The 21,736-nt window shown below is 50.9% G+C and carries 24 protein-coding genes; all 24 read left to right on the top strand.

Features of this window, described 5'->3' with window-relative positions:
* Positions 1–8: 8 nt before the first annotated feature.
* The 24 genes from spoIIIAC (at position 9) to Q5911_RS02085 (ending at position 21,736) form a co-directional block, all read left to right on the top strand.
* Positions 9–203: a stage III sporulation protein AC gene (gene spoIIIAC, locus Q5911_RS01970; RefSeq protein WP_033125527.1), complete on the top strand. Its 195-nt coding sequence runs from the start codon at positions 9–11 to the stop codon at positions 201–203.
* A 53-nt stretch (positions 204–256) separates the two neighbouring features.
* Positions 257–643, top strand: coding sequence for a SpoIIIAC/SpoIIIAD family protein (locus Q5911_RS01975; protein WP_303180570.1), 387 nt, complete (start codon positions 257–259; stop codon positions 641–643).
* Positions 640–1,884 carry a stage III sporulation protein AE gene (locus tag Q5911_RS01980; protein WP_303180572.1) on the top strand — a complete coding sequence of 415 codons (1,245 nt, stop codon included), beginning with the start codon at positions 640–642 and terminating at the stop codon, positions 1,882–1,884. Before Q5911_RS01975 ends, Q5911_RS01980 begins: the two co-directional genes overlap by 4 nt.
* 40 nt (positions 1,885–1,924) lie before the next feature.
* Positions 1,925–2,329: a stage III sporulation protein AF gene (locus tag Q5911_RS01985; RefSeq protein WP_303180574.1), complete on the top strand. Its 405-nt coding sequence runs from the start codon at positions 1,925–1,927 to the stop codon at positions 2,327–2,329.
* Complete coding sequence (locus Q5911_RS01990; protein WP_303180576.1) at positions 2,319–2,942, top strand: stage III sporulation protein AG; 624 nt, start codon at positions 2,319–2,321, stop codon at positions 2,940–2,942. Before Q5911_RS01985 ends, Q5911_RS01990 begins: the two co-directional genes overlap by 11 nt.
* A 12-nt stretch (positions 2,943–2,954) precedes the next feature.
* Positions 2,955–3,611 (top strand): SpoIIIAH-like family protein, encoded by a 657-nt coding sequence (locus tag Q5911_RS01995; protein WP_303180578.1) that lies wholly within the window; start codon positions 2,955–2,957, stop codon positions 3,609–3,611.
* Between the two features lie 97 nt (positions 3,612–3,708).
* Positions 3,709–4,479: a lamin tail domain-containing protein gene (locus tag Q5911_RS02000; protein WP_303180580.1), complete on the top strand. Its 771-nt coding sequence runs from the start codon at positions 3,709–3,711 to the stop codon at positions 4,477–4,479.
* A 239-nt stretch (positions 4,480–4,718) separates the two neighbouring features.
* A complete protein-coding gene (locus tag Q5911_RS02005) occupies positions 4,719–6,032 on the top strand; it encodes an ABC transporter substrate-binding protein (RefSeq protein ID WP_303180582.1) in 1,314 nt (437 codons plus the stop codon).
* Between the two features lie 84 nt (positions 6,033–6,116).
* Positions 6,117–7,052, top strand: a complete 936-nt coding sequence (locus Q5911_RS02010; protein WP_303180584.1) for a radical SAM protein — start codon at positions 6,117–6,119, stop codon at positions 7,050–7,052.
* A gap of 11 nt (positions 7,053–7,063) precedes the next feature.
* Positions 7,064–7,954, top strand: a complete 891-nt coding sequence (locus Q5911_RS02015) for a carbohydrate ABC transporter permease (protein WP_303180586.1) — start codon at positions 7,064–7,066, stop codon at positions 7,952–7,954.
* Positions 7,955–7,965: 11 nt separating this feature from the next.
* Complete coding sequence (locus tag Q5911_RS02020) at positions 7,966–8,775, top strand: carbohydrate ABC transporter permease (protein WP_303180588.1); 810 nt, start codon at positions 7,966–7,968, stop codon at positions 8,773–8,775.
* A 169-nt stretch (positions 8,776–8,944) separates the two neighbouring features.
* Complete coding sequence (locus tag Q5911_RS02025; protein ID WP_303180714.1) at positions 8,945–10,900, top strand: molybdopterin-containing oxidoreductase family protein; 1,956 nt, start codon at positions 8,945–8,947, stop codon at positions 10,898–10,900.
* Positions 10,890–11,771: a hypothetical protein gene (locus tag Q5911_RS02030; RefSeq protein ID WP_303180590.1), complete on the top strand. Its 882-nt coding sequence runs from the start codon at positions 10,890–10,892 to the stop codon at positions 11,769–11,771. Before Q5911_RS02025 ends, Q5911_RS02030 begins: the two co-directional genes overlap by 11 nt.
* Positions 11,771–12,379 carry a molybdenum cofactor guanylyltransferase gene (gene mobA / locus Q5911_RS02035; RefSeq protein ID WP_303180592.1) on the top strand — a complete coding sequence of 203 codons (609 nt, stop codon included), beginning with the start codon at positions 11,771–11,773 and terminating at the stop codon, positions 12,377–12,379. Before Q5911_RS02030 ends, mobA begins: the two co-directional genes overlap by 1 nt.
* Entirely contained in the window at positions 12,372–13,580 is a 1,209-nt protein-coding gene (locus Q5911_RS02040; protein ID WP_303180593.1) for a molybdopterin molybdotransferase MoeA, read from the top strand. Before mobA ends, Q5911_RS02040 begins: the two co-directional genes overlap by 8 nt.
* Positions 13,562–13,999: a molybdopterin-guanine dinucleotide biosynthesis protein B gene (mobB, locus tag Q5911_RS02045; protein WP_303180595.1), complete on the top strand. Its 438-nt coding sequence runs from the start codon at positions 13,562–13,564 to the stop codon at positions 13,997–13,999. Before Q5911_RS02040 ends, mobB begins: the two co-directional genes overlap by 19 nt.
* A 94-nt stretch (positions 14,000–14,093) precedes the next feature.
* Positions 14,094–15,698 (top strand): peptide chain release factor 3, encoded by a 1,605-nt coding sequence (locus Q5911_RS02050; RefSeq protein WP_303180597.1) that lies wholly within the window; start codon positions 14,094–14,096, stop codon positions 15,696–15,698.
* Positions 15,699–15,821: 123 nt separating this feature from the next.
* Positions 15,822–16,205 carry an Asp23/Gls24 family envelope stress response protein gene (locus Q5911_RS02055; protein WP_033125536.1) on the top strand — a complete coding sequence of 128 codons (384 nt, stop codon included), beginning with the start codon at positions 15,822–15,824 and terminating at the stop codon, positions 16,203–16,205.
* Positions 16,206–16,604: a transcription antitermination factor NusB gene (gene nusB / locus Q5911_RS02060; RefSeq protein WP_303180600.1), complete on the top strand. Its 399-nt coding sequence runs from the start codon at positions 16,206–16,208 to the stop codon at positions 16,602–16,604.
* 23 nt (positions 16,605–16,627) lie between these two features.
* The gene (xseA, locus tag Q5911_RS02065) at positions 16,628–17,863 is read left to right on the top strand and encodes an exodeoxyribonuclease VII large subunit (protein ID WP_303180602.1); all 1,236 of its coding nucleotides are present in this window, start codon (positions 16,628–16,630) and stop codon (positions 17,861–17,863) included.
* On the top strand, positions 17,848–18,087 hold the full coding sequence (gene xseB / locus Q5911_RS02070) for an exodeoxyribonuclease VII small subunit (RefSeq protein WP_076777493.1): 240 nt from the start codon (positions 17,848–17,850) through the stop codon (positions 18,085–18,087). The genes xseA and xseB overlap by 16 nt, the downstream gene beginning before the upstream one ends.
* On the top strand, positions 18,074–18,979 hold the full coding sequence (locus Q5911_RS02075) for a polyprenyl synthetase family protein (RefSeq protein ID WP_076777492.1): 906 nt from the start codon (positions 18,074–18,076) through the stop codon (positions 18,977–18,979). Before xseB ends, Q5911_RS02075 begins: the two co-directional genes overlap by 14 nt.
* A gap of 12 nt (positions 18,980–18,991) precedes the next feature.
* Entirely contained in the window at positions 18,992–20,890 is a 1,899-nt protein-coding gene (gene dxs, locus Q5911_RS02080) for a 1-deoxy-D-xylulose-5-phosphate synthase (RefSeq protein ID WP_226393995.1), read from the top strand.
* A 36-nt stretch (positions 20,891–20,926) separates the two neighbouring features.
* Positions 20,927–21,736: a TlyA family RNA methyltransferase gene (locus Q5911_RS02085; RefSeq protein WP_226393996.1), complete on the top strand. Its 810-nt coding sequence runs from the start codon at positions 20,927–20,929 to the stop codon at positions 21,734–21,736.

Genomic DNA, 21,736 nt, shown 5'->3' on the forward strand with positions numbered 1-21,736 from the left:
AGGAGAAGATGGAAGTAGATCTGATATTTAAAATTGCGGCAGTTGGCATCCTTGTCTCTGTGCTGAGCCAGGTGCTGAAGCACAGCGGCAGGGAAGAGCAGGCCTTTCTCACAAGCCTGGCGGGCCTCCTCCTTGTGCTGTTCTGGATCGTGCCCTACATTTATGATCTGTTTGCTGCCATACAGGGCCTGTTTTCGCTGTAGAGCCCTCTGTTCTGACAGCGTGGCGGGCGCCGGGGAAGACAAGGTGATGGAAGATGGACATTTTGCAGATTGCCCTGCTGGGGGTGGCGGGAACGCTCCTGGCCATTCAGTTCAAGGGCGAAAAAACAGAATACGGGATATACATCTGCGCCGGCATCAGCCTTCTCATCTTTTTTGCCGTTCTCGACAGAATCGCGGCGGTGGTGGCCCGCCTGGACGAGATCACAGCCTACATTGACCTGGCTCCGGCCTACATAGAGATGCTGCTGAAAATGCTGGGCATTACCTTTGTGGCCGAATTTTCCTCGGCTCTGTGCAGGGACGCGGGCTATCAGACCATTGCCCAGCAGATCGAAGTGTTCGCCAAGCTGGCGGTCCTCATGCTGGGCCTCCCGGTGGTCTTCTCCCTGTTGGAGCTGATAGGGGAGTTCCTGTCATGAGCCGCGTAAGAAGGAGGGGGAGCCGCCTGCCACTACAGGGCCTGGCCCTTCTGCTGTCAGGCCTTGCCTGCTGCCTTTTCACCTGCTGCCTCCTTGCACCGGTCAGGAGCCTGGCGGCGGACACGGAGGGGGAGGAGCAGGTGCAGGCGTCAGAGCAGGAGTCAGACCAGGCACAGGAGTCAGACCGGGCAGAGGAGCTGCTTCAGGAGGAGCTGGACCTGGAGCAGATCAACGAGACGCTGGAGGAGATCTTTCCGGATGAGAAGCTGGACTTTGGGGAGACTGTCAGGGCCATCATCACAGGGGACCTGTCCGTCTCAGTGGACCTTCTTGGGCAGCTCATATCGGATCAGCTCTTTCACGCCCTGGAGGTAAACCGGGAGAGTCTGATCCACATGATCCTCATCGCGGTGATCGCGGCTGTGTTCGCCAATTTCGCGGAGGTCTTTCAGGCGCGCCAGATATCGGAGATCAGCTTTTACGTGCTCTACATGCTCATGATCGCCCTCTGTCTGGGAGCCTTCCAGAGCGCGGCGGCCTGGGTGGAGGACGGGATCCGTCTTTTGACAGAATTTATGAAGGCCCTCTGTCCGGTCTATTTTATCGCCGTCTCTCTGGCAAAAGGGAGCATGACAGCTGCGGCGTTCTACAATCTGGCACTCCTTGTCATCCTGCTGGTGGAGGTGTTCATGGTGAAGCTTCTGCTGCCAGCTCTCCACGTGTACATGATGATCAAGGTGCTGAACTATCTGTCCCAGGAGGAGTACCTGTCCAGATTTATCGAGCTGATCGAGACGGTCGTGTCCTGGACCTTGAAGACTCTGCTGGCTCTTGTCATCGGGCTGAACACCATACAGGGGCTTATCGCTCCGGCCATAGACAGCGTGAAGCGAAGCGTGCTGACCCGGGGCGTGGAGGCTATCCCGGGCGTGGGGGACGCCATCGGCGGCACGGCGGAGGTCATCCTGGGGACGGCGGTGGTGGTCAAAAACGGCATCGGCATAGCCGGGGTGATCATCTGCTTTGCGCTCTGCGCAGTGCCCCTTGTGCAGGCCGGTCTCATGGCGCTCATGTATAAGCTGGCCGCCGCGGTCCTGGAGCCTGTGTCGGACAAACGGCTCATCGGATGCATCGGGGGAATGGCGGACGCCTGCCAGCTCCTCATGCGGCTGATCTTCACTGCCGGCATGCTCTTTCTTCTGACTGTGGCCATTGTGGCGGCCACCACAAACAGCGGATAGAGAGCAGGCAGATCATGATCGCGGGAAAAGGAGGTGGGATATGCTGGAGCAGCTCTATGAATGGATCAGGAGCATCGCTTATTTTATGGTGTTCTCCGCTGTGCTCAGCCATGTGATCCCGGGCCAGGCCTACAAAAAATATATCCGCTTTTTCACAGGGCTCCTGCTGGTCATCCTCCTCCTGACGCCGGTCATGAAGCTGATGGGCATGGGGCGGGAGTTCTCTGCCATCTATAAGGGCGCTGCCTATGAGGAGGAGCTGCGGCAGATCCAGGAGGCGGGGGCCTACCTGGAGGATATCGGGTCAGGGGAGGGCCTGCCGGCGAATGGCGGAAAGCTGGACAGCGCGGAGCCGGGCCCAGAAGAGCCGGGTACTAAAGAGCCGGAGGCAGAGGAGACGGAGGACAACAGGATCAGTGTGGAGGAGATCAGAATTGGACAGTAAAAAAATCAAAGAATGGCTTGGAAAGCTGGGGGCCGGAGGAGGCGTAAGGACCTGGCTCAGGAAGGACCGTCTGCTGATCCTTCTCCTGTCAGGGGTGCTGCTGCTGGTGATCACCCTCCCGGTCTCAGACAAAAGCGGGGAGGAGGACTCCTCCCTGTCCCAGGGCGAGCAGGCGGCGGGCACCGGGCTTTCCGGAGGTGAGGACTATGCGCAGTACATGGAGAAAAGGTTGGAGGAGGCCCTGTCAGAGGTGTCCGGCGTGGGGAAGGTGAAGGTCATGGTGACCCTCCGCTCCACCTCCGAGAAGGTGGTGGAGAAGGATGAGGAGCAGGAGAGCGAGACAGTGACAGAGCAGGACAGCCAGGGCGGAACCCGCACCACAGCAAGGAGCAGCTCCAGCGGTACCACCGTCTACGGGGAGTCAGACAGCGGCGCTTCCGCCGGGCAGGAGCCCTACGTGACAAAGGAGCTGACCCCTTCCGTGGAGGGGGTGGTGGTGATCGCTCAGGGCGGGGACCAGCCCGTCACCGTGCAGAACATAACCGAGGCGGTGCAGGCATTATTTAATGTAGACACGCATAAAATTAAGGTGATGAAGCTGAATGAAAAATAAGGAGGTAGCAGAGTGAAAAAAATATTCAGGAAAAACCAGATCATCATTGCAGCTCTTGCGGTCATGATCGCTGCGGCCGGGTATCTGAACTACTCGGGGCGGCTCTTCGGGGAGAAGGACGACGCGGCTCAGACGAGCGGGGATCTGGCCAGCCAGGAGCTTCTGGACATATCCGAGGAGGACGTGTCTGCCAGCTCAGACGACATTGAGAGCCAGGATGTGGACGGGGACGCTGCAGGGACAGACGGGGAGGCAGACGATGGAAGCGTGGACGGCACACCTGGCGAGGCTGTGCTGACAAGCGGCGATGCCAGCGCGGTGGTGGCAGAGGCAAAGGTGACAAGAGAGCAGGTGCGGGCAAAGAACAAGGAGGATCTCCTCTCCATCATTGACAACCAGAATTTGAGCGACGAGCAGAAGCAGGACGCGGTCAACCAGATGGTCCAGATGACCGATCTTGCGGAGAAGGAGGCGGCGTCCGAGACCCTGCTGGCCTCCAAGGGATTTACTGACGCGGTAGTCAGCCTGACAGCGGACAGCGCCGATGTGGTGGTTAGCGCCTCGGAGCTGTCGGACGCAAACCGGGCGCAGATCGAGGACATCATCACGAGGAAAACCGGGATTGCGGCTCAGAATATCGTCATCACTCCCATCAACACAGCGGAGTAGCTTTACAAAGATTTAACGGAAAGCAAAGATGAATTTGAACTGGGGCTGTTAAGATAAGAACAAAGAAAGATACCAGGGTCAGAAAGGGAATGTGAGGATGACAGGAAGAGAGAAGAGGGCGCTTCGGGATGCATGTATCAAACTTTTGTCCGCTGCGGTGATGGCAGCCGGGCTGGCCGGCATGTACGGCATGAGAGCAGGAGCGGTGCAGACTCCGGCGGAGAGGACAGCTTTCCAGGCGGAGGAAGGAGAGGCGGAGAAAACAGAGACAGGGCAGCAGGCAGGACAGCAGGGGAAGGTGGTCATCTCCCAGTTCTACGGAGCCGGAGGCGGGGAGGGCGTCTTCTCCAACGACTTTGTGGAGATCTACAACCCAGGAGACGAGGCCGTTCGCCTGGACGATTACATACTGAGCTACAGCTCGGGAGCTATGGAGGACGAGGCCGGATCCACTGTGGACAGCGACGGCGTGCGGACGGAACAGACAGTCGGGCTGGCCGGCTCTATACCGGCTCACGGCTACTATCTCGTGTGCGGCGCAGGCAATGTGCAGGGAGACGGCGCCTACCAGATCGAGAGCTTTAACAGGATGTGGCAGGATCTTGTGATCGACGACCAGCCCACAGTCACACTGAAGCTCTACAGGGGATCGGACCTTGTGGATATGGTCTCCACAGAGGGGAGCAGCTGCCAGTATCTTGTATCAGCCAGCACATCTGTAGTCAACGGCGAGGCGGTAAGAGGAGAGAGTGGGGGAAGCGGCAGAGGGCTTCGGACCTTCTACTGGGACGGCAGGGTGACGCCGGAGTATGAAAACCTCTACGAGCCCCACAGCTCCTACGGGGCAGCGGACGGAGAAGGAAGATAAGGAAGAGAGATAGCGGGTACGGACGGGTACAGCGGGACAGCTTTGGCTGCCCCGCTGTTTTGCGCTGTCAGTTTGACTTTTTTTAAGAGAAGGATTCCTTTTTTATATGTTTCCGTAATGTAAGTTTTTGCATATAGATATAGTAAATAAGTAAAGGTTATATATCTAAATTAACGATTAGACGTAAACCATAGAAGAAGAGTATACTCGAACTATAACAAGCTACTAAGGAGGAAAAAATGAAAAGGAAAATTGTAAGCATTTTATTATGCGGAGTAATGACAGCAGGACTGGCCGCAGGGTGTTCTTCTCAGGAGAGCACAGACAGCGAGGGATCTTCCGGGGAAAAGGAGACCTTGGACGTATGGCTCCCTGCAAAGCTGAACGGGGAAGACGAAGCGATCTGGGAAGAGATTTCACAGCCCTTTGCTGAGGAAAACAACGTGGATATTCATTTCCAGTTCATTTCCTGGAAGGATTATGAGGCGAAATACTCATCGGCGATTTCCACAAATACAGGCCCGGATGTCGGATATATGTATGTGGAGATGTTTCCAACTTACATTGATGCCGGTGCTGTGGAGGATCTGACTGACTATCTGACAGAAGAAGATTATGAGACATACACGGTTTTAGACGACCGTTATAAGATTTTTGGGAAAAATTACGGCATTGCACAGGGAGGACCGGAAGCAGTCCTGACAATGTTCTATAATATGGATATTATCAATGAAATTGGTGAAACGGCTCCTGAGACCTGGGATGATGTAATAAGGATCGCGCAGAAGGCAACAGCCGACACAGATGGAGACGGCACAATTGACAGATACGGGATTGCACAGGGCTGGGGGCAGACCTTCTATCAGGATCTGAACTGGAACTGGTATTCTTTCCTGTATCAGGCAGGTGGCGATGTGTTTGATGATGATGGAAAATGTATTCTGGACAGCGAGGAAGGAATTGCTACTGCACAGTTTCTCTATGATCTAAAAAACACACAGAATGTACTGCCGGAAGACACAATGTCTCTCACAAATAATGAGGCATATGAAAAGTATTTCCTTACAGGAAATGCGGCTATCACATTTGTAAGCGGCGGATCCAGTGTGTTTGAACAGCTGGAATCTGCCGAAGATCCGTTTGAGTTTGGGTTCTCTTATGAGCTGAAAGGACCAAACGGTGATATGGGGGCCAGAGCAAGTGTTGATCAGCTCGTACTGATGTCAGCAGCGGAGAACAAAGATCTGGCATTTGACTTTATAAAATATGTGACAGGACCTGAGGGCGGAGATAAGTACCATGAATTGGCTAACGCCTATCCAAATATGGTAGATGAGGAATGGTACGGTGTGCCTGAGTTGGAGGAACCCTATACGCAGGCGGTGGAGACATCTATCCGTCCTATAAAAGCGGCAAGGCGCGCGACAGAAGTATACGATTATCTCTGGAAAGATCTTCAGGAAATGATGAACGGTACTATGACACCCGAGGAAGCAATGAAAGATGTTACGCAGTATGCAAATTCATTAGACTATAGCGCACCTGAAGAATAGTGAGATTGAATGAGGCAAAGGCGGGTAAGTCTTTGCCTTATTTTTATGGAAAGCCTGTACATTGTAATTTAAGGAGAATCAGACATGTACACTGAAGTATATATGGATATATTGAATAAATGCAATGCCAGATGTTTTTACTGTAAGACAGGTCAGAGTAATCTTACCGGATACAGCAGGAGGTTTCCTGCATACTATATGGATCTGGCAGATTTTGACAGACTTGTCACACATCTTCTGGATCATAAAATTATTACAAAGGACTGCCTTTTCAGAATTTATAACTGGTATGAGCCCTCACTGAATCCGCACCTTCCGGAAATAGTCAATTATATGTACGAAAGAGGCCTTCGCCTGGATATGAGCACGAACGCAGGACAGCTCCCGGATTTCAGCAGGATAAAAAGCTGTTCACATTATTATGGGATGCTGTTCTCCATGCCGGGCTTTAGTCAGAAGTCCTACGACAGAATTCATGGCTTTTCGTTTGAGAAGGTAAAAGATAATATAGAGAGGACCATGTACAGCCTGCGCAAGAAAGGGTTTAGAGGGGACGCTTACATCAATTATCATCTTTACCAGTTTAATATCGGAGAAATCTATGCTGCAAAGGAATTTGCCGACAAGCTGGGGATCCGTCTTCACAGTATCTTTGCCTATTTTAATGGAACCAAAGGCTTTCACGAATATGTGACGGGAACTATGAGCCGGGAAAAGATGAGCCGTTCATCTAAAGATCTGTTTTTTTATTTTATAGAGGATCTGTTGAATGAAAAAGAGAAATATCTGGAGATGTTTAAGGAGCCTCCCTCTATTACGCTCAGCGAGTATGGTAATATTCTGCCTGGAAGAGGGAGCAATGATGAAGATGCAGTAGCCAGCATTTTTGACATGAAAAGCTGCGAGGAAGTTGAGGAGCTCTACAGAAGACTTCGGAGAGAAAAAGAACCAGGGTCGGAAAAAATCGGGCTCTGGGCAATGAGCTACAAGCTGTCGATGAATCATCTGTTTGGGCTGTGAGGGAAGGTGCAATGAAACAGAAAAAACTAAAAAGAGATTACAGCGGATATCTGTATATTCTGCCATTTTTCCTGCTCACAGCCATATTTTGGTTTGTGCCGATTTTTATTTCCGGAGGATTCAGTCTGACAGAGTACAATGCCCTGACGACACCGCATTTTGTGGGACTGGAAAATTACAAATCTCTTTTTTTGGATAAAACATTTCAAAAATGTATCAAAAACACATTGATTTTTGTGGTTACAGTTGTCCCGGCACAGACAGTTCTCGGATTGTGTATTGCTGTGTGGGTTAACAAAAGAAGAAATACGTTTTTGGGGAAATTTGTAAGAAATGGAATGTTTATACCGAGTTTGGCCGCTTCCAGCGTGATCAGCATCGTCTGCAGGATACTGCTGAACAATGAGAGCTCACCGCTGTCGGGTCTGCTTGCTTTGTTTGGCATCAACAGTACGATGATTCTGGGATCCCGTGTCATGGTGCTTCCGGCGCTGATTATCATAGACACATTAATGGGACTTGGCTATTATATGGTTCTGTATCTAGCCTATCTGGTAGATATACCGGACAGCTATTATGAAGCTGCGAAGCTGGACGGAGCAACAGATTTTCAAATGATGACAAAATTGACAATCCCGCTGATGAAACCTACAATTATTATGGTGGTTTTCCTTGGAGTGATTTCCACATTCCAGTCCTTCGATCTTGTCTATGTCATGACAGGCGGCGGACCCGGCAATGCGACTACAATGACAGTCATGGTGTATTTGTATTTATACAGCTTTAAGTACGCAAAGATAGGATATGGAATGGCAATAGGAAATATTATGATTGTTATGGTGGGACTGCTTACTTTTCTGCAGCGCAGACTGATCAATAATAAAGAAACAGAACTATATTAGGAGGACAACATATGAAAAAAGTAGTAAACTGCTTTACAACAATCGTTGTTGTCGGGCTGACACTTATAATGCTTCTTCCTCTTGCCTATATGCTTATTGTATCTCTGCAGAAGACGTACTCTCCTTATCTGATCAGCTTCGATGTGACGACATACACTTTCGATAATTATTTGAAAATATTTGAGATAAGCGGATTTTCAAGATGGCTTGAAAACAGTATTTTTGTTTCTGTATCGGGAGTGATTCTGACGCTGTGCGTCTGCAGTCTTGCTGCATTTGCTTTTGCAAAGAAAAGGTTTCCCGGAAATGACAGACTGTTTTTTGTGTTTTTCCTCACTATGTGTATTCCGTTTCCGGCTACAGTAGTTCCGCTGTGGCTTATGACTGGATGGGCGGGAATGATCGATACATTCTGGCCGCTTATCCTTCCCATTCCCTCTATGCTGGGAGTTGTGCTGATCAGACAGGCGATCCTCTCGGTCCCAAAGGAGATGTTTGAATGTGCCAGGCTGGACGGCTGCAATGATTTCCGCATCTTTGCAAAGATCGTGACACCGATTATAAGGCCAATACTCATTACGGTGGGTATCCTCTATTTTTCCAGAAGCTGGAACAGTCTGCTGTGGCCGCTGATTGTGTCCAATACAGATATGACAAAAACGCTTCCAGTCGGATTGGCAGCTATCCAGGGAACTACGGATGTAAATTACGGAATTACGATGGCAGGCGCAATGATGAACTTCCTTCCGCCGTTCCTTGTCTATATATTTATGCACAGATACTTTTTGGCGGGAATCACCGGAAACGGATTGAAGAATTAAGGGGGAATAAGCTATGGCGAAAAATACACATTCAGTTATATGCAGATTTTGCGGAAGCCAGTGTCATCTTCTTGCCAGTACTGATGATGACAACCAAATAGAAAAAATCTTGCCTGATCCGGAATACGGAACCATCTGGTGTCACACGGGAAAAAATATTCTGGAAATGATGCGTCACAGGGAGCGGATTCAGACGCCTCTCAAAAGGACTGGAGAGAAAGGTGAAAACCAGTGGAAGCCAATAAGCTGGGAGGCAGCATTTGAAGAAATTGGGGAACGCTTCAGAAGATCTATTGACAAGTATGGCGCAGATTCTTTCCTTGGAATACGAGGATATAACAAGCCGTATTTTAATCCTATTTTTGAAAGATTTATCAATGTGATAGGAACAGTTAACAGTATGGGAGCGGCTAACATGTGTCATATGGCCGGAATGGGCGCAAGCCGGGAAACGTTTGGATTTGCGTCCAACCAGGCAATTACAGACGCTACCCGATTTATAATTCTCTGGGGCAGCAATCCATACAGTACAGATAAGAGGACTGCTCATAAAATCAAACTAGCCATGAAGAAGGGAGCTAGGCTGATTGTGATCGACCCATGCTGTACCCGCCATGCAAAGGAGGCGTATATGTGGCTTCCCATACAGGCTGGAACCGACATGCTCCTTGCGCTTGGTCTTATACATATCATTGTCGAAGAGGGATGGGAAGACAGGGAGTTTATTACCTCCTATACAGAGGGGTATGAGCAGCTTCAAAATCATGTCAGACAATATACACCGGAATATGTCGCAAAAAATACCGGCATCCCGGAAAAAATGCTCTATGATCTTTCCAGGATCATAGCGCTGGAAGGGCCTGGCGTTATTTTTCAGGGAAATGCACTGGACCATAATTACGATGGATTCCAGAAATGCAGAGCGATAAACATCCTTCTGGCAGTTACAGGAAATATAGACAAGGACGGAGCCATGACAGCAAGACCTGGAATGTCAGAGCGAAAAGCAAAGCAGTACAGGCAGATTGCCATGCCTGATATCTGCCCATTTAATGACCAGAAAAGGCGGGAAGCTATTGTGGGATATTCCTCGCATTATCTTGACCAGTTTAACGAATCAGGAGGATCAGACCTGGCAAGAGCTATATGTGAAGGAGAACCGTATCCCATCAGGACTGCTTATATACTGGGAGGAAATCCGGCTATGATATGGGAAAACAGAGAGGTGCTGGTGAAGGCTTTCTGTGAGTTGGATTTTCTTGTAGTGACGGATTTCTTTATGACTCCTACGGCAATGCTGGCCGACATTGTGCTGCCTGCTGCCATGTATCCGGAATATGAAAGTGTATATATTGACGGCAGCGACACAGTATTTTACAGTCCAAACATCTGTCCGGAGAGCAATCAGAAAAGCGATTATGAGATTATTAATGAGCTTGCAAAAAGCATGGGATACGGAAAGTATTTCTGGAACACGATGGATGATTACTGGAATGATTATCTGAATCCCTTTGATCTGTCCATGGAGGAAGTTAGAAGAAGGAAAATCATATCATGCCAGGATGATGCCAGAGCCCGACAATCAGAAACAGGACGATTGAGAAAGGAAGGATTTCCCACCGATAATGGAAAAATACATATCTATTCACGGCGAATGGAAGAGAAAGGGAATGATCCGCTCCCGGTTTACAGGGAGATGGTTCGTACCACAAGGGAATATCCATATATTTCTACAAACTACAAATCAGAATTCTTTTATCATACAGCAGGTCGGATGGTGGATGGTCAGAGAAAGCATGAGCCGGAGGCAGTTGCCCTTGTGAGCGGTGATATAGCCGAAGAGCAGAAGATACAGAACGGCGATATGATCGTAGTGGAGACGTCCTGGGGAAAGGTGGAGCAGGAAGCCAGGGTTGTAGAGGAAATGGCTAAATTGACAGTTGCCCTGGCGCATGGATGGTGGTATCCCGAGAAAGAAAAGTCGCCATTCAGACTGCGGGCATGCTCCAATAATATCGTACCTGACAATGCGCTTCGGGGACAGGAGCTTCCGTCTTTTACAACACGGGGAATCCCCTGCAGAGTTTACAAAAAATGTAGAGAGGTCAGCAGCCATGAAATATAATGAATTTGGAAATCCTGTAAATTATGATGATATTTATATAACTGAGAATAGCGGGTATAAGAAGGTATATATAGAGGTGGGGAATCCACCGGCTGTTCAGGATGCCATATCGTCGCTTCTTGCAAAAGAAATACTGAGCAGAAACGCAGAAATTGTATTTGAGATTGCAGATGCAGAAGGCTTTCAGACAGAGGAGCTTGTTTCCGCTCTTAAGCAATGTCCGTTGGAGATTGGTGTGACTGTCCGTTTATTTCTCCATGGATTTTCAAAATATTCTTATGAAAAAAGCGGCCTGTGCGATTTTGAGAGAGATAGAAGAGCAATAGAAGAAATATGCCGGAAATTATCTGAAGGAGAAGGAGGGGGCGATAAAAGTACGGCAAGAACGATAAAAACAGAGATACAATACCTTCTTTATCAGTTTAATATGATGGATGTAAGAAAAGCAGCTGCCTTTGCTGAGAATCTGGGAGCTTCTTTTTGCTGTGTTTATGCCAGCTTTCCATCTGACAAGAAGAAACGCCGGTATTTAGCTCTTGAGATGCCTGTAGAAGAAATGATACATGAGGCGGAGGGCTACTTTTTTACTTATCTTGATGATCTGGAAGACAGAGAAGTTTTATATAAAGAGTTCAGGGGGCCGCAGACAGTCCGCGTCAACAAAGAAGGGCACATTTGCCTGGAGTGGTATGATGAAAGTGCAGACAGGGAGCTTCCCCTGGAGAGTGTGAAGGAAGTGTCTGATTTGGACAGGGCTTTCAGGGATAATTTCGGTCGTGCGGCAGCTGTCAGGTATAGCGGTGACGTATGGCTGTGGAACAAAATGGCGCAGGCAAACAGAAATTATCTTTTTAGAATAGGTGTGAAATAATGGGAGAAGTGGCAGGATATATACTGGCCGGAGGAAAAGCGAAAAGATTTAAGGGTATAGACAAGATGCTGCTGAAATGGGAGGAAAAAACATTTGGAGAGCATATTGTTGAATCCCTGGACAGACTGGAAAGCATTTATGTGTCAGTGTCAAAGAAGCCCAGGAATATAAGGGGAGCAGCCGCATATGTGGAGGACATCTATCAGGGCACAGGTCCTGTGGGAGGGATCCTCAGCGGTCTGATTAGTTGTCCTCAGGACGCCCTTTTTGTAGTTCCTTGCGACACACCGGGAATAGATAGAACGCTGGTCGACAGGATGCTGAGTGAATATGGAAAATATGGGACTCCGGTTTTCCCTTGCATAGATAAAAGCCTACAGCCACTTCCTGCAATCTATACAAAAGCTATGCGTCCTGTCCTTGAAAGGATGGTACAGAGCGGAGAATATAAACTCCGCTCCTTTTTCAATATGGAGGAAATGGTCTGCTACAATGTACTGGATTTCAGAAAGGACGAAATATTTTTGTATAATGTGAACTCAGAGGAGGACTACGAACAATTGATGGAGAAAATGGATCGTGAAGGGAGAAGACAGAAGGATGGATAAGACAGTTACACTTAGTGAAGCTGAAGAGCTTTTAAACCAATGGATTGGTGCATTAAAGGGAGTGGAAACCATCGATTTGTCTATGGCCGGAGGACGTATCCTGGCAACGGACGTTACGGCTGATACAGATCAGCCGCCGTTTGCCAAATCACCGATGGACGGTTATGCAGTGCGCTCAATGGATATAGAAAATGCAAGCAGAGAAAATCCAAGCATGCTGCATGTTGTAGAGAAGGTATATGCCGGACAATTTCCTTCCCTTTCTGTGGGGGAGGGAGAAGCAACCCGAATTATGACAGGAGCACCTGTCCCGAAGGGCGCAGATACAGTTGTACGGCAGGAAGACACAGATTACGGCGAAGAGAAAGTGGCAGTTTATAAAAGCCAGAAAAAACATGAGTTTTATTGCTCTCAGGGTGAGGATTTTAAAAAAGGAGATATACTGATTAGGCGGGGGAGCCGGCTTGATGCTGTAAGAATTGGTATTATGGCAGGGGCAGGTATACCCTCAGCGACAGTCAGGAAAAAAGCCCGGGCAGCAGTTCTTACGACCGGCTGTGAGCTGTGCCAGCCTGGCCAACGTTTAAGAAAAGGACAGATTTACAATATGGGTTTGTATATGATTGCCCAGAGACTGCGGGAATGGGGAGTGGGGCCGGTTCTGTGCAAAGTGATCCAGGATGAGGAAAAGAAGCTGAGAGAATCCATAGAAGAGGCAGCAGAGCAGGCAGACCTCATTATCACAACCGGAGGCGTATCTGTGGGAGAAAAGGATATTGTAAAACAAGTTCTGGCAGCTATGGGGGCAAATATTGTTTTTGATAGAATTAAAGTAAAACCAGGTTCACCTTCTGCATTTTCTATGTATAAGGGATGCCCGGTCCTGAGTCTGTCGGGAAATCCATTTGCAATGACCGTACATATGGAGCTGCTTGTGAGAAGAGCCGTGGCCCTTTTGTATGATAGTAGGGATCTGCTTCCGGTTCTGGAAGAAGCGGAATTGTTGGAGGACTTCCCAAAGAAAAGCCTTCATGAGCGCTATGCAAGAGGCAGGGTGAAAAGTGGCCAGGTATGGATTCCCGCTCACAGGGAAAAGCCGGGAATACTGAGTTCTATGGAAAGCTGCAATTGTCTTGCCAGAATACCGGGAGAGGGAAAAGAAATGAAAAAGGGAGAAAAAATATGGATCCAGAGACTTTGAGTAAGCAAACCGTTGTATATTCAATAGCAGGATACAAAAACTCCGGCAAGACAACTGTAATGGAACAGGTGATCACAAAGCTCTCCGAGCGGGGATTTAAAGTTGCGTCGATTAAACATGACGGACATGATTTTGAAATTGACAGGGAGGGAACGGACAGCTTTCGACACCGCAGGGCAGGTGCATATGCCAATGCCATCTATTCGGCAGGCAAGTTCTGCATTGTAAAAACTGAAGAAGTGACTGCAGAGAAGCTGTGTTCTTTTTTCCCCGAGGCGGATGTCATACTGATTGAAGGATTAAAGAATAGCAGCTATCCTCAATATTTTTGTAATTATCCTACAGAAATACCTGACTCAGATGCGATTGTTAAAGAAATAGTTCAATTGCTGCAAAAGAACCATATTGAAAGAGATTAAAACGATTGCGCACACAGCATGACCTGTGGTAAACTGTTTATTCGGAGTAAAACGACTATCTGATGTAGATGAAATATAGAGGAGAGCTTATATCATGCCGGAATTGACAAAACAGATGAAAGATGAAATCAAAAGGCGCCGCACCTTTGCCATCATTTCCCACCCGGATGCGGGAAAGACGACCCTGACAGAGAAGTTCCTGCTGTACGGAGGAGCCATCAACCAGGCGGGAAGCGTAAAGGGAAAGGCCACAGCAAAGCACGCCGTGTCGGACTGGATGGAGATCGAAAAGGAGAGAGGTATCTCTGTCACCTCCTCTGTCCTGCAGTTTGAGTATGACGGATACTGTATCAATATTCTGGACACACCGGGACACCAGGACTTCTCGGAGGATACCTACCGGACTCTGATGGCAGCGGACTCAGCCGTCATGGTGATCGACGCCTCCAAGGGTGTGGAGGCCCAGACGAGAAAGCTGTTCAAGGTCTGCACTATGCGACACATCCCCATCTTTACCTTTATCAACAAGATGGACCGGGAGGCCATGGACACCTTTGAGCTGCTGGACGACATCGAGAACGAACTGGGCATCGCCACCTGCCCCATCAACTGGCCCATCGGCTCGGGAAAGAGCTTCAAGGGCGTGTACGACCGGAAGGAGAGAGAGGTGGAGCTCTTCTCCGACACAAAGAAAGGAACCACCCAGGGAGAGGTCAAGAAGGTGAAGATCGATGACCCGGAGATCACCTGGCTCATTGACGACAACCAGAGACTGCAGCTAGAGGAGGAGATCGAGCTCCAGGACGGAGCGGGCGCCGAGTTTGACCAGGAGCTGGTCAGCCGGGGCGAGCTGTCGCCGGTATTTTTCGGCTCTGCCCTGACCAACTTCGGCGTGGAGACCTTCTTGCAGCACTTCCTTGACATGACCTCATCCCCGCTTCCGAGAAAATCTGACAAGGGGGACATCGATCCCATGGAGGAGCCGGATTTCTCGGCCTTTGTGTTTAAGATCCAGGCCAACATGAACAAGGCCCACAGGGACAGGATCGCCTTTATGCGCATCTGTTCCGGCAAATTCGACGCCGGTATGGAAGTCCATCACATCCAGGGAGGGAAAAAGGTGCGTCTCTCCCAGCCTCAGCAGATGATGGCCAGCGAGAGAAAGATCATCGAGAACGCCTATGCGGGGGACATTATCGGCGTATTTGACCCGGGCATTTTCTCCATCGGAGATACCCTGACTGCCTCCCCGGAGAAGTTTGCCTTTGAGGGGATCCCCACCTTTGCGCCGGAGCATTTTGCGAGGGTTCGCCAGGTGGACACTATGAAGAGAAAGCAGTTTATCAAGGGGATCAGTCAGATCGCCCAGGAGGGAGCCATCCAGATCTTCCAGGAGTACAACACCGGTATGGAGGAGATCATCGTGGGCGTGGTGGGCGTCCTGCAGTTTGACGTGCTCAAGTACCGACTGGAAAATGAGTACAAGGTGGAGATCCGCCTGGAGACGCTTCCCTATGAGCACATCCGGTGGATCGAGAACGAAGAGCTGGATCTGGACCGCCTTGTGGGCACTTCGGACATGAAGAAGATCAAGGACTTAAAGGACCGTCCCCTGCTCCTCTTTATCAACGAGTGGAGCATCCGCATGACTCTGGACCGGAACGAGGGACTTGTCCTCTCGGAGTTCGGCCGCTCGTAGGAGGCGGAGTTCGTACGCGGAGGTTGTTCGCAGGAGAAAGTGTTGGCATTTGCATATAAATTTGTTATAATGTATATTAATAATGTAATGTGAATTTGTAACACATAGATGGAGGGCATTTTTATGGGAAAAGACGAGAGAAGTACCTATACAATAAAAGAAGATGAAAATCTCGGCGAAGTAAAGATCGCCGACGAGGTGGTGGCCATCATCGCCGGCCTTGCCGCCATGGAGGTGGACGGAGTGGCGTCCATGTCCGGCAATGCCACGAGAGAGCTGATCAGCAAGCTTGGCATGAAGTCCCTGTCAAAGGGCGTGAAGGTGGACGTGCTGGAGGGGATCGTCACAGTGTCCCTGAAGCTGAACCTGAAGTACGGCTACAATGTCATGGACATCTGCCAGAAGGTGCAGGAGAAGGTGAAGGCAGCCATCGAAAATATGACAGGCCTTACGGTTGCGGACGTGAATATCCGCATCGCGGGCGTGGATGTTCCGGAGGAAGCGTAAGTGAAGAGATCAGAGTCTAGGGAACATATATTTAAGCTGGTGTTTGGACTGGAGTTCAACGCCGAAGACGAGATGCCCCAGCAGCTGGAGCTGTATTTTGACCAGCTTGAGGAGGCGAAGGAAAAGGACAGGGAATATATCCAGAAGAAAGCCCAGGCTGTCGCTGAGCACAAGGAGGAAATTGATAAGCTGATCAACGAGCACACGACAGGCTGGAAGACCACCAGGATGAACAAGGTGGATCTTACGATACTGCGCCTGGCTGTCTATGAGATGAAGTGGGATGATGACGTGCCCGTGTCTGTGGCGATCAACGAGGCAGTGGAGCTTGCCAAGCGGTTTGGCGGGGACGAGAGCCCCTCTTTCATAAACGGCGTTCTGGCCAGGATCGCAGACTGAGACGAGAGGTGCATTGACAGATCATGGCGGGAAATGTTTATACAGTAAAACAGGTAAATGCCTATATCCGGAATATGTTCACCCAGGATTTCATGCTGAACCGTATTTACGTTAAAGGCGAAGTGTCAAACTGTAAGTACCACACGTCGGGTCATATATATTTTTCATTGAAGGATGAGTCCGGAACGATTGCCTGTGTCATGTTTGCAGGGCAGCGTGGAGGGCTCTCTTTTCGTATGGCGGAGGGACAGCAGGTGATCGTCTTCGGCTCGGTCAGCGTGTATGAGCGGGGCGGCACATACCAGCTCTACGCGAGGCAGATCCGGCTGGACGGAGAGGGCGTTTTATATGAGAAATTCCAGGCTCTGAAAAAGGAGCTGGAGGAGATGGGCATGTTTGCCCCTGAGTACAAGAAGCCCATCCCGCCCTTTGCCATGCGGGTGGGCGTGGTGACGGCATCCACAGGGGCGGCTGTGCGGGATATCATGAATATCAGCAGGCGCCGGAACCCCTATGTGCAGCTCATCCTCTACCCGGCCCAGGTGCAGGGTGAGGGGGCAAAGGAGAGCATTGTAAAGGGAATACGCATGCTGGAGCAGGCCGGCGTGGACGTGATGATCGTGGGAAGAGGCGGCGGCTCCATCGAGGATCTGTGGGCCTTCAACGAGGAGGTGGTAGCCAGAGCCATCTTTGACTGCTCTGTGCCGGTGATCTCCGCGGTGGGTCACGAGACAGACACGACTATTGCCGACTATGTGGCGGATCTGCGGGCTCCCACTCCCTCGGCCGCGGCGGAGCTGGCGGTGTGGGATATCCGGCTCTTTGACCAGCGCCTGCAGGAGACGGCTCTGCAGATGAACCGGCAGATGGACCGGGTGCTCCAGGTGAGCCGGCTGCGGCTTCAGAAGTACGAGGCCAGGCTCCAGTATCTCCACCCCGGCAACAAGCTGCGGGAAAAGCGCCAGATCCTGGTGGATCTGGAGGATGCCATGCGGCGTGATATCGAACAGAAGGTACAGAGGGCAAGACACCAGCTTGCCATTTATATTGAAAAAATGCGGGGCCTGTCCCCAGCCGGAAAGCTGAATCAGGGCTACTCCTATGTGGAGAAGGAGTCTGGAGGCAGCCGGGAGGCGGTAAAGAGCATCCGCCAGGTGGAAAAAGACATGGAGCTGCACATCTATGTGTCGGACGGTGTGATCCGGGCCAGAGTGGAGGATGTGCAGGATGAAGGAGGAACGGCATGGAAGAGAGAATAGAAGAACAGACGGCTCCCGTGGAGGACGAGAAGACACTGGAGCAGCTTTTCTCGGAGCTGGAGGCAGTGACGGGAGCGCTGGAGGCAGAGTCTTCCCTGGAAAAGTCCTTTCAGCTCTACCACAGGGGAATGGATATGCTGAAGGCATGCAGTGACAGGATAGACCGAGTGGAAAAACAGATACAGGTTCTGGATGAAAAAGGAGAGGCCCATGAGTTGCAGTAAGATAGATTATGAGAGAGAAAGAGACCGGAAGGTAGAGGAGATAGAAGACATACTTAAAAATTATCTGCCCCGGAAAGAGGGAATGCAGAAGGTCATCATGGAGGCGATGGAGTACAGCCTTATGGCAGGCGGCAAGCGGCTTCGCCCCATGCTGATGCAGGAGACTTACCGCCTGTTCGGCGGAGAGAGCGGGATCATTGAGCCATTTATGGCGGCTATAGAGATGATCCACACCTACTCTCTTGTGCACGATGATCTGCCGGCCATGGATAACGATGAGTACCGCAGGGGACGAAAGACCACCCATGTAGTCTACGGGGAGGATATGGGGATCCTTGCGGGGGATGCTCTTTTGAACTTTGCCTTTGAGACAGCGTCCCTGGCTTTTGAGCAGTATCCGGACAAGGCGCTGCTGGCAGGCAGAGCCCTCCGTGTCCTGGCCGGGAAAGCGGGCATCTACGGTATGATCGGCGGCCAGGTGGTGGATGTGAAAGAGACGGGACATGCCGTCTCCCGGGAGGTCCTGGATTTTATCTATGAACTGAAGACGGGAGCCCTCATCGAGAGCTCCATGATGATCGGAGCCATCCTTGCCGGAGCTTCGGATGAAGATGTGAAGAAGGTGGAGAAGATCGCCTCAAATATAGGATTTGCCTTCCAGGTCCAGGACGATATCCTGGATGTGACCAGCACAAGCGAGGTGCTTGGCAAACCGGTCCACAGTGATGAGAAGAACGAGAAGAGCACCTATGTGACCCTGGTAGGTCTTGCGGAGGCGGGGAGACTGGTGGAGTCCGCTTCCATGGAAGCGGTGGGGCTTCTTGGAGAGCTTCCCGGAGAAAACGGGTATCTGGCGTGGCTCATCGAAAAGCTGATCCACAGGGAAAAATAAGGAGCGACAGGTATGTTGTTAGATCGGATCGAGAGAGAAAATGATATTAAAAAACTGAAGCCCCAGGAGCTGGAGGAGCTGGCCGGCGAGATCAGGCAGTTCCTGATAGAGAAGATCAGTATGACAGGGGGACATCTGGCCTCCAATCTGGGCGTGGTGGAACTGACCATTGCCATGCACCGGGTATTCCAGCTCCCGGAGGACAAGATGATCTGGGATGTGGGGCATCAGTCCTACACCCACAAGATCCTGACCGGGCGCAGAGCCGGGTTCGATGATCTGCGCAAGTATGGAGGCATGAGCGGTTTCCCGAAGAGAAAAGAGAGTGCCTGCGACGCATTTGACACAGGCCACAGTTCCACTTCCATCTCAGCCGGACTTGGATATGTGCAGGCCAGGGACCTGCTCGGGGAAGACTACAGCGTCATCTCTGTCATTGGAGACGGAGCCATGACAGGCGGCATGGCCTATGAGGCGCTGAACAACGCGGCCCAGATCAAGACGAACTTTATCATTGTACTGAATGACAATTATATGTCTATCTCAGAGAATGTGGGGGGCATGTCCGATTACCTTGCCCGGCTCCGGACAGCCGACATCTATACAGGACTGAAAAAAGGGGTTACCAACACCCTGCACAGGATCCCGGTGGCAGGGGACTCCATTATCGAGCAGATCCGGAGAACCAAGAACAGCATCAAGCAGCTTGTGGTGCCGGGCATGCTTTTTGAGGATATGGGGATCACTTACTTAGGCCCCATTCCAGGACACGATATTCCCATGCTGTGCCGGGCCCTGCGGGAGGCAAAGAAGGTAGAGGGGCCTGTGCTCCTCCACGTCCTCACCCAGAAGGGCAAGGGGTACAAGCCTGCAGAGCAGGAGCCGGCCCGCTTCCACGGCACCGGACCATTTGACATTGAGACAGGGAAACCATTAGGGACTGCAAAAAAAGATACCTATACGGATATATTTTCGAAAGTAATCTGTGACATAGGGAAAAGGGATCCGAAAGTGGCGGTCATCACCGCTGCCATGGCTGACGGCACCGGGCTTTCCGAGTTCCGGCGCCGCTTTCCCAGACGGTTTTTTGACGTGGGGATCGCGGAGGGCCATGCGGTCACCTTTGCTGCCGGACTGGCGGCAGGGGGGATCAAACCCGTATTTGCCGTGTATTCTTCCTTCCTCCAGAGAGGATATGACCAGATCATACATGATGTGGGACTGCAGAATCTGCCGGTTGTCTTTGCGGTAGATCGGGCGGGTCTTGTGGGAAGCGACGGGGAGACCCATCAGGGGATCTTTGACCTGTCCTACCTGGGCGGTATTCCCAATATGACAGTCATGTCCCCCAAGAACCGCTGGGAGCTGGCGGACATGCTCCGCTTTGCCGTTGACTATGACGGTCCGGTGGCCCTCAGGTATCCGCGGGGCACAGCCTATGACGGCTGCGAGGAGTTCCGGGCGCCTATTCAGTACGGCAGGAGCGAGGTGATCTACGAGGAGGAGAGCATCGCTATCGTGAGTGTAGGACACATGTTTGAGGAGGCTCTGAAAACTCGCAGGCTCATCAAGGAGACGGGGTATAACTGCACCCTCGTCAACGCCAGATTCGTCAAGCCTGTAGATGAGCAGATGATCGAGGAACTGGCAAAAAACCACAGCCTGATCGTCACCATAGAGGAAAATATCCTCTGCGGAGGCTTCGGGGAGCGGGTGACAGAGTATGTCTCCGAGCATGATCTGCCTGTACAGGTGCTGAACCTGGCGCTGCCGGACGACTATATTGAGCACGGCAGCGTGGACGTTCTGCGCAGGGAGGTCCTCCTGGACGCCCCCTCCATGACAAAGCGCATTGTGACAGAGTATATTCTTGCTTGCACCCGGAAGACAGTCGGCAAGAGAGAAATATAAACAAACAGGATGATAGAAATAGACAGGAGAACAGCCATGAAAGAGCGTCTGGATGTATTGCTTGTGAAAAGGAACCTGGCCGGTTCCAGGGAGAAAGCCAAGGCCATCATCATGTCCGGCATCGTGTATGTGGACGGGCAGAAGGAAGATAAGGCGGGAACCACCTTCCCGGAGGACGTGCAGATCGAAGTCCGCGGCCATACCCTTCCCTATGTCAGCAGAGGAGGACTGAAGCTGGAGAAGGCACTGAAGTGCTTTGATGTGTCCGTGGAGGGCAAGGTATGCACGGATGTGGGATCATCCACCGGAGGATTTACAGACTGCATGCTGCAGAACGGCGCAGTCAGGGTATACGCCATCGATGTGGGACGGGGCCAGCTGGACTGGAAGCTCCGCCAGGACGAGCGGGTTGTCTGCATGGAGAAGACAAATATCCGCTACGTGAAGCCGGAGGACCTGGGTGAGCCTATCGACTTTTCCTCCATAGACGTGTCCTTCATCTCGCTCTCAAAAGTGCTGGGGCCGATCCGGGACTATCTGACGGACAATGGGCAGATCACAGCTCTCATAAAGCCCCAGTTTGAGGCCGGCAGAGAAAAAGTGGGAAAGAAAGGCGTTGTGCGGGACAAGAGTACCCACATAGAAGTCATTGACAATGTGATTGCCTACGCCCTGTCTATCGGATTCAGAGTCCTGGACCTGACATTCTCCCCTATCAAAGGACCTGAGGGAAACATTGAGTATCTGGTTCACCTGGAAAAATGCCAGCCACAGGAGGCGGCTGTAGAGGAAAAGATCGATGTGAAGACTGTTGTGTCAGAAGCATTTGAAGCACTGCGAGGTTAG

Source organism: Lachnoclostridium phocaeense, assembly GCF_959599685.1.
GTDB classification, from domain to species: domain Bacteria; phylum Bacillota; class Clostridia; order Lachnospirales; family Lachnospiraceae; genus Claveliimonas; species Claveliimonas monacensis.

Excerpts from the sequence above, each read along its gene's own strand:
- spoIIIAC (WP_033125527.1), top strand. The coding sequence starts at position 9 with ATGGAAGTAGATCTGATATTTAAAATTGCGGCAGTTGGCATCCTTGTC.
- Q5911_RS01975 (WP_303180570.1), top strand. The coding sequence starts at position 257 with ATGGACATTTTGCAGATTGCCCTGCTGGGGGTGGCGGGAACGCTCCTG.
- Q5911_RS01980 (WP_303180572.1), top strand. The coding sequence starts at position 640 with ATGAGCCGCGTAAGAAGGAGGGGGAGCCGCCTGCCACTACAGGGCCTG.
- Q5911_RS01985 (WP_303180574.1), top strand. The coding sequence starts at position 1,925 with ATGCTGGAGCAGCTCTATGAATGGATCAGGAGCATCGCTTATTTTATG.
- Q5911_RS02000 (WP_303180580.1), top strand. The coding sequence starts at position 3,709 with ATGACAGGAAGAGAGAAGAGGGCGCTTCGGGATGCATGTATCAAACTT.
- Q5911_RS02005 (WP_303180582.1), top strand. The coding sequence starts at position 4,719 with ATGAAAAGGAAAATTGTAAGCATTTTATTATGCGGAGTAATGACAGCA.
- Q5911_RS02010 (WP_303180584.1), top strand. The coding sequence starts at position 6,117 with ATGTACACTGAAGTATATATGGATATATTGAATAAATGCAATGCCAGA.
- Q5911_RS02015 (WP_303180586.1), top strand. The coding sequence starts at position 7,064 with ATGAAACAGAAAAAACTAAAAAGAGATTACAGCGGATATCTGTATATT.
- Q5911_RS02020 (WP_303180588.1), top strand. The coding sequence starts at position 7,966 with ATGAAAAAAGTAGTAAACTGCTTTACAACAATCGTTGTTGTCGGGCTG.
- Q5911_RS02025 (WP_303180714.1), top strand. The coding sequence starts at position 8,945 with ATGCGTCACAGGGAGCGGATTCAGACGCCTCTCAAAAGGACTGGAGAG.
- Q5911_RS02030 (WP_303180590.1), top strand. The coding sequence starts at position 10,890 with ATGAAATATAATGAATTTGGAAATCCTGTAAATTATGATGATATTTAT.
- mobA (WP_303180592.1), top strand. The coding sequence starts at position 11,771 with ATGGGAGAAGTGGCAGGATATATACTGGCCGGAGGAAAAGCGAAAAGA.
- Q5911_RS02040 (WP_303180593.1), top strand. The coding sequence starts at position 12,372 with ATGGATAAGACAGTTACACTTAGTGAAGCTGAAGAGCTTTTAAACCAA.
- mobB (WP_303180595.1), top strand. The coding sequence starts at position 13,562 with ATGGATCCAGAGACTTTGAGTAAGCAAACCGTTGTATATTCAATAGCA.
- Q5911_RS02050 (WP_303180597.1), top strand. The coding sequence starts at position 14,094 with ATGCCGGAATTGACAAAACAGATGAAAGATGAAATCAAAAGGCGCCGC.
- Q5911_RS02055 (WP_033125536.1), top strand. The coding sequence starts at position 15,822 with ATGGGAAAAGACGAGAGAAGTACCTATACAATAAAAGAAGATGAAAAT.
- xseA (WP_303180602.1), top strand. The coding sequence starts at position 16,628 with ATGGCGGGAAATGTTTATACAGTAAAACAGGTAAATGCCTATATCCGG.
- xseB (WP_076777493.1), top strand. The coding sequence starts at position 17,848 with ATGGAAGAGAGAATAGAAGAACAGACGGCTCCCGTGGAGGACGAGAAG.
- Q5911_RS02075 (WP_076777492.1), top strand. The coding sequence starts at position 18,074 with ATGAGTTGCAGTAAGATAGATTATGAGAGAGAAAGAGACCGGAAGGTA.
- dxs (WP_226393995.1), top strand. The coding sequence starts at position 18,992 with ATGTTGTTAGATCGGATCGAGAGAGAAAATGATATTAAAAAACTGAAG.
- Q5911_RS02085 (WP_226393996.1), top strand. The coding sequence starts at position 20,927 with ATGAAAGAGCGTCTGGATGTATTGCTTGTGAAAAGGAACCTGGCCGGT.